This window comes from Candidatus Palauibacter soopunensis, assembly GCF_947581735.1.
In the GTDB taxonomy this organism is placed as follows: domain Bacteria; phylum Gemmatimonadota; class Gemmatimonadetes; order Palauibacterales; family Palauibacteraceae; genus Palauibacter; species Palauibacter soopunensis.
In genome coordinates this window covers 1-6,410 of record NZ_CANPVT010000051.1, presented here as the reverse complement: position 1 = coordinate 6,410, position 6,410 = coordinate 1, and the positions used below count along the sequence as shown (strand labels likewise).

The 6,410-nt window shown below is 70.7% G+C and carries 6 protein-coding genes; all 6 read left to right on the top strand.

The window, feature by feature from the left end:
- Positions 1–116 precede the first annotated feature (116 nt).
- The 6 genes from RN901_RS12340 to RN901_RS12315 all read left to right on the top strand — a co-directional run bounded on the left by RN901_RS12340 (position 117) and on the right by RN901_RS12315 (position 6,239).
- A complete protein-coding gene (locus RN901_RS12340; RefSeq protein ID WP_310758591.1) occupies positions 117–1,103 on the top strand; it encodes a type IV secretion system protein in 987 nt (328 codons plus the stop codon).
- A gap of 20 nt (positions 1,104–1,123) precedes the next feature.
- Positions 1,124–1,807 (top strand): VirB8/TrbF family protein, encoded by a 684-nt coding sequence (locus RN901_RS12335; RefSeq protein ID WP_310758590.1) that lies wholly within the window; start codon positions 1,124–1,126, stop codon positions 1,805–1,807.
- Positions 1,804–2,736 carry a TetR-like C-terminal domain-containing protein gene (locus tag RN901_RS12330; protein WP_310758589.1) on the top strand — a complete coding sequence of 311 codons (933 nt, stop codon included), beginning with the start codon at positions 1,804–1,806 and terminating at the stop codon, positions 2,734–2,736. The genes RN901_RS12335 and RN901_RS12330 overlap by 4 nt, the downstream gene beginning before the upstream one ends.
- Before the next feature lie 292 nt (positions 2,737–3,028).
- A complete protein-coding gene (locus tag RN901_RS12325; protein ID WP_310758588.1) occupies positions 3,029–5,056 on the top strand; it encodes a type IV secretion system DNA-binding domain-containing protein in 2,028 nt (675 codons plus the stop codon).
- Complete coding sequence (locus RN901_RS12320; protein ID WP_310758587.1) at positions 5,053–6,045, top strand: ATPase, T2SS/T4P/T4SS family; 993 nt, start codon at positions 5,053–5,055, stop codon at positions 6,043–6,045. Before RN901_RS12325 ends, RN901_RS12320 begins: the two co-directional genes overlap by 4 nt.
- Positions 6,042–6,239 carry a hypothetical protein gene (locus tag RN901_RS12315; RefSeq protein WP_310758586.1) on the top strand — a complete coding sequence of 66 codons (198 nt, stop codon included), beginning with the start codon at positions 6,042–6,044 and terminating at the stop codon, positions 6,237–6,239. The genes RN901_RS12320 and RN901_RS12315 overlap by 4 nt, the downstream gene beginning before the upstream one ends.
- Positions 6,240–6,410: the final 171 nt, after the last annotated feature.

Genomic DNA, 6,410 nt, shown 5'->3' with positions numbered 1-6,410 from the left:
GCGGGCGAACGCGCTCGCCGGGACGATGCGGAACGCGGCTTCGCTGAACCGGGCCACGCTTCGCGACGGGCTCCTGTTCCGCGTCCCGTCGTTCTACCGGTAGGGGCGCGACGGCCATGCAACTGCCCCCGCAGTCCATCGACCCGAACGTCCCGGCCCAGATCCCGGCCGATCAGCTTCAGGACTTCAAGAGCTTCCTCGACGTGGTGCTCGACACCGTCGTCGGCGGGGCCGCGCCCGACGTTCACACGCTCGGGCTCCAGCTCTGGGGCGGGCTCGCCGCCGTGATGGTCGCCTGGACCGGCCTCAAGATCGCGTTCAGCGGCACGTTCCAGCCCTGGGAGATCGTCAAGCTCGTGATCGGGATCGCGATCCCCCGCACCCTGCTTCACTACTACGTCGTCCCGATCCCCGGCGTCGGGCTCACGTTCCCGGCCATGGTCGCCGGAGGCGGGATCTGGCTCCAGAACCTGTTCCTGTCCGACGTGGTGTCGGCCGGGTACACCGAGATGGCGGCGCTCGTACAGGCGTACAGCGCGCACCTGAGCGCCGCGTGGTCCACGGGCAACCTGCTCTCGATCGTGACGGCGGGAACGACCGTGATCTTTTCGTCGTTGGTCACGCTGGTGATGGGCGCCTCGCTCGTGTTCTGCCTGCTGGCGCTCTTCTGCGTCACCTACGCGCAGGTGATCTGGGCGCAGGTCGCCATCGCCATCGCGATCCTGCTCGGTCCGGTGTTCATCGCGTTCCTGCTCTTCGAGCCGCTCTCGTTCCTGTTCTGGGGATGGTTCCGGACGCTGATGGTCTACACGCTCTACGGCGTCGTGGCCGGGGCCGTGCTTCGGGTCTTCATGGGCGTCGGCATGGGCTACATCACGACCTACGCCGATGCCCTCATGGGCACGGGAACGGCGGACCCGTTCGAGCTCTGGCTCTGGGCCGTCGTCCTCATGCCGCTCGTCGTCTCCGGCCTCATGGCCGGGCTCAAGGTCGGCGAACTCGCCTCGATGCTCGTCTCCGGTTCCGGCTCCGCCGGGTCCGGGTTCGTCGCGCTCGTCATGCAGGGAGCCGGCAAGGCCGCCGCCCCCGTCAAGCCCGTCTGAGATCCTTGGAGATGCCAGGAATGAGAAGAGCGCGAATGAACGGAGATGGAGACGCGGGCCGCGAGTACGCCGAGATCTGGGGCGAGGCGGTGCAGGCGAACCGGAAGCTCAGAACGATCCTGATCTTTCTCTCCGCCAGCTGCGTCCTCGGCGTGTTCGTCCTGCTTCGTATCGCGGGCGCCGAGCCGCCCAAGCCCATCGTGATCCGCGTTGACGAGGTCGGTCGCGCCGAAGCGGTGGCATACGAGGCCGCGACCGCGCAGGCGGACCCGCTCGACCCGACGACCAAGTATTTCCTCAACCGATTCGTCGCGGACTTCCACTCGCGGCGCCGGGCCACGGTCGAGGAGCACTGGACCCGGAGCCTCCGGTTCCTGAGCACGGAACTCGCCAACGCGGCGTTCGCGCGCGACGGCGACGAGGTCGCGGGTGTCGCAGCCGGGACCGCCGAGACCGAGCGCCAGGTCGAGCGGGTCGTGCTCCGGATCCACCCCTCGCCCGAGCCGCCGCACGGCGCAACGGCCGACTTCGAGCTCGTGCATCTCGCGGCCGCCCGGGAGGTGCTGCGCGAGCGCTGGTCGCTCACGCTCCGGTTCGAGTTCCTGGACTCCGTCCCGCCCGAGCTGGTCGTCCACAACCCGATGGGACTCCTCATCACCTACATGCAGGCCGACCGCGCGCTCGTGACCGGGGACGAGCGATGATCGGACACCTCAAGGGGCGCGAGAAGGCGCTCGAAGCGTTCGGCTGGACCGGAAGGAAGGCCGAGTGGATCGCGCTCGTGTGCCTGCACAGCGGGGTGTTCACCCGCGCCCAGTGCGGACGGTTCATGGACGCGCACCCCGAGCAGGTCCGCCGCGTCGTCCACGCGCTGATCGAGCGCCGGGTCGCGAGCGAGGAGACGGAGCCCGGCATCGCGGGCATCGGCCGCGTCTGCCGGATCTTCTCACGGCCGGTCTACCGGGCGCTCGGAGCCGAGCACATCCGCCACCGCCGCGGCGCCTCGACCGAGGTCCTCATGCGCCGCCTGCTCTCGCTCGACTACGTCATCGAGCACTCCGATCTTCCGTGGCTCCCGACCGAGACTGAGAAGGTCTCCGCGTTCGACGCGCTCGGCATCGGGCGTTCGCTGCTGCCCGTGCGCGTGTACCGCGGAGCGGCCCGCGAGACCCGGCGCTACTTCCCCGTCAAGCTGCCCGTCGCGCTCGACTCGACCCGGGCCCTGTTCGTCTACGCCGAGCCCGGCCACGACACCGCCACCGCGCTCCGCTCGTGGGGCCGGGCGCACCGCGGGCTCTGGCGCGCGCTCCGAAGGATGGGCCGGTCGGTCGAGGTCGTGGCCGTCGCCCGCACCGCGCGCGAACTGGAGCGGGCACGCCGGGTGACGCGCGGCTGGGCCGGGGCCACCGGCGCCGGCGAGCCCGACGCCGGGACGGCGGAAGAACTGGCCCGGATCGAGCGGGCGATCGTGCAGGGCGCGGTCCACATCCTCGAGGAGTTCGGCGGCCTCCAGGCCGCGCTCAAGCGCAGCGTCGCGCTGGAAAGACAAGCCCGCCGGCAGGGCGGGTGCGGATCGATCGACCGCGGCGTCGGCTGGCGGACCGAGCGCCTCGCGAGGGTTCGCTTCCGATGAGCGGAGCGCCTGCCCTGCCGCACCGCGGCGTGAAAACGACGCGGGGGGTCGTTTCACGAATCCGCGCTCCGGCGATTCACGCCGGGCGTTCCGCTGATCCGCTTGCACGGTTGCGTCTTGCGGCCTCGCGGCCCGCCGGCCTGTTGCCGGACGGGCCGCATCGGCCGTGGCGGGAGCGACCCCCCTCGCCAGAGGCTCGGTACGGCATAGCGGCGAGCATGTTTTCACACCCTCGCCCCCATGCCTGGGTCGCTCCCGCAGCATCGATCCCTCCGGGAAGGGTGTCCGCTCCGTGAGGCCGTGGACGCTCGTCCTCATCGGAGTCGCGCTCATGGCGCTCGCCTGGCGCGCGTTCCTCGCGCCGTTCCCCGGTCCGGGCGGTAACCCGTATCTTGACCTGATCGCCGACCGCGATCCGGGCCTCCACCGGGCGATCCACCTCTGGCACTTCATGGCGCCCGGCGTGGCCGTGTTCCTGGCCGGGTCGATCGCGCTCTCGGTCTCGCGCGTCTGGATGCGGCCGCTCGCGAGGGGGCGCAACCGAGGCAGGCTCCCGGCGTGGCCCACGTCGCCCGCCGACGACGCGCCCTCGCTCGTGATCGGCGAACTGCACCACCCAACCGCGGCCACCGAGAGCGTGCGGCCCTCCTGGCTCGTGATCCCCGAAAAGGGGCTCTACACCGGCATGCTCGTCGTCGGAGCGGTCGGCACCGGCAAGACGACCGCGTGCATGTACCCCTTCGCGCGGCAGCTCCTCTCCTGGCAAGCCGACGATCCCGGCCGCCGCGCGGGCGCGCTCGTGCTCGAAGTCAAAGGGGACTTCTGTCATCAGGTGAGGCGGATCGTCAAAGACGCCGGGCGCGGGGACGACTACCTGGAGATCGGGCTCGGCGGCTCGCTCCAGTGGAACCCGCTCGACGACCCGCTCCTCGACTCCTACTCGATGGCCTACGGCGTGGCCTCCCTCATCAACCAGCTCTTCGGCAAGTCCCGCGAACCGTTCTGGCAACAGGCGTACACGAACCTCGTCCGGTGGATCGTCGAGCTGCATCGGCTGCTGCCGGTGGGCTGGGTCACCCTCCAGGACATCTACCGCTGCACGGTGGACGCCGAGCTCTTCGCCGAGAAGATCGGCGAGGCGAAGGCCCGCGCCCTGCGGCTATGCCCCATGCGGGCCGTCATCGCCGCCAAGGATCTGAACGCGCACAGGCAGGCGCTGGAGGACTGGGGCTGGGAAATGGCGGGCACCGGCAAGGTGGCCTGCCGCCTCGATCCGGACCGCGCCGCGCTGCTCGCGGAGCTGAAGGTCGAACACCGGACGGAGCCGGTCTCCGGCGCCGCAGGCAGCGAGTACGCCGAGCAGGTGCAGGCCATCGAACGATGGTACCTGCACGACTGGATGGCGCTCGACGCCAAGCTCCGCACCTCGATCGTCGAGGGGATCAGCGTCTTCCTCTCGCTCTTCGACCAGCCGGACGTGGCCGCCGTGTTCTGCCCGCTTCCGCCGGGGGACGATGCCCCGGCCAAGCGGACCGACGATGGGGAGGGCGCACCGGATGTCCAGCCCATGCCGGGGCTCCGCCGCCGACTGCCGCCGCTCAGCGACCTGATCGAGGGCGGCAAGGTTCTTGCGCTCAACATGCCCGCGGGCGCGAACCCGGCGCTGGCCCGCGCCATCGGCGTGCTGCTCAAGAACGCCTGGATGCAGGCGCTGCTCCGAAGGCCCGCGGAGGCCGCGCGGCGGCCCGAACGCTACATGCGGCCCGCCGTGTTCATCTGCGACGAATACCAGGCGTTCGCGACCGTCGGCCAGGACGATCCTTCCGGTGACGAGAAGGCGTTCGCGCTCACGCGCCAGTGCCGGTGCGTGCCCGTGGTGGCCACGCAATCGATCTCCTCGCTCCGCTCCGTGCTCCCCTCGGGCGAGGCCTGGCGCACCCTCGTCCAGACGCTCCGCACCCGGATCTTCCTGTCGCTCTCGGACGAGGCGTCGGCCAAGATCGCGTCCGAGATGTGCGGCTCCGTCATGAAGACGCAGGCCTCCTACACGTTCACCGAGACGACGGGGAGGCCCGAGTTCTCGCTGCTCTCCGGCCGCGCGGGCGGCGGGCGCGGCACCATCGGCGCGAGCAAGTCGTTCCGCCGGCAGCGGGAACCCGTGTTCACGCCGCGCGAGTTCGGACTTCTGGCCAACTACCAGGCCGTCTGCCTCCCCTACGACGGCGTCAAGTCGCTCCCGGCCACCCGCGTCTACCTGAAGCCCCACTACCTGCCGAGGACCCAGGGCTACTGGCGGCAACGGGAGGAGGGGCGGATATGAAGCGCGCCAGCGGCGTCGGCCACCTCACTCCCTTCTTGCCGGGCCTGGAGGGTCTGCTCGGGGACCCCGAGGTCTCCGAGATCATGATCAACGGTCCCGGCAATGTCTGGATCGAGCGGGCCGGAAGGCTGGAGCCCCACGACGCGCCGGCCCTCACCGCCGCATGGCTCCACCGCGCGGCAATCCACATCGCGCGGCCGCTCGGGCTCGATCCCGCCGCGCGGCCGATCCTGGATGCACGGCTGGAGGACGGATCGCGGGTCGCCATCTGCACCCCGCCCGCGAGTCCCGAGGTCGCGATCACCATACGGCGGTTCGGAGGCCGCGCGTTCTCGGCCGAGGACCTCGTGCGGCTGGGCTCGCTGCCCGAAGACATCCTCGAAGCCGCCCGGAACACGCTTGCGTCCCGCCAGAACATCCTCGTCTCCGGCGGCACCGGCTCGGGCAAGACCACGCTGCTGAACGCGCTGATCGAACTGCTGCCCGAGGACGAACGCATCGTCGCGATCGAGGACACGCTCGAACTCAGGATCGACCGTGCCAACTGCCTCCGCTTCGAGGCCGGAGCCACCCTCTCAGAGACGCCCGTTGAGATCCGCGATCTGGTGCGGCACGCGCTCCGGCACCGGCCCGACCACATCGTCGTCGGCGAGGTGCGCGGCGGCGAGGCCGCCGACCTGCTGCAGGCGCTCAACACCGGCCACGGCGGGTCGCTCACCACCATCCACGCCAACAACGCGCGCTCCGCGCTCTCGCGGCTCGCGAGCTGCGCCATGCAGGCCGGAGACGCGCTGCCCTGGGAGGTCACCTGCCGGGGCGTCGTCGACGGCATCGCGCTCGTCCTGCACGTGGCCCGCCGCGGAGGCCAACGGTTCGTCGAGGACGCGCTCGAGGTCGGCGGCTACGACGCGGCCACCGGCCACTGGATCACCGGGCCGCCTGAAGCGGGCCGGAGAGAAGAACCCACACCGAAGGAGGTGAACCCATGAGCTGGAACGGCAGCACCATCCCCGTCGAGACGTTCGAGGACTTCGACCGCGAGCTCGCGCGCGACGCAGGCGACACGCTCGAAGTCCCGGCCTACATGGCCGAGGAGTACGGCCTCTTCCCCGAGGACGTGGGGAGCGAGGACGAGATCGCGGCCGCCTGGGGCGACCCGCACGGCGAGGAGGTGGACGCATGAACCACGACGAATACCACCGCAAGTTCGCCGACGCGATCATCGAGCAGATCAGGCAGGGCACCGCGCCCTGGCAGAAGCCGTGGGCGCCGGGCGAGCGCGTGATGCCCATGAACGTGGACACCGACCGCTCCTACCGGGGCGGCAACAGCCTGCACCTCGCCTCCGTGCAGC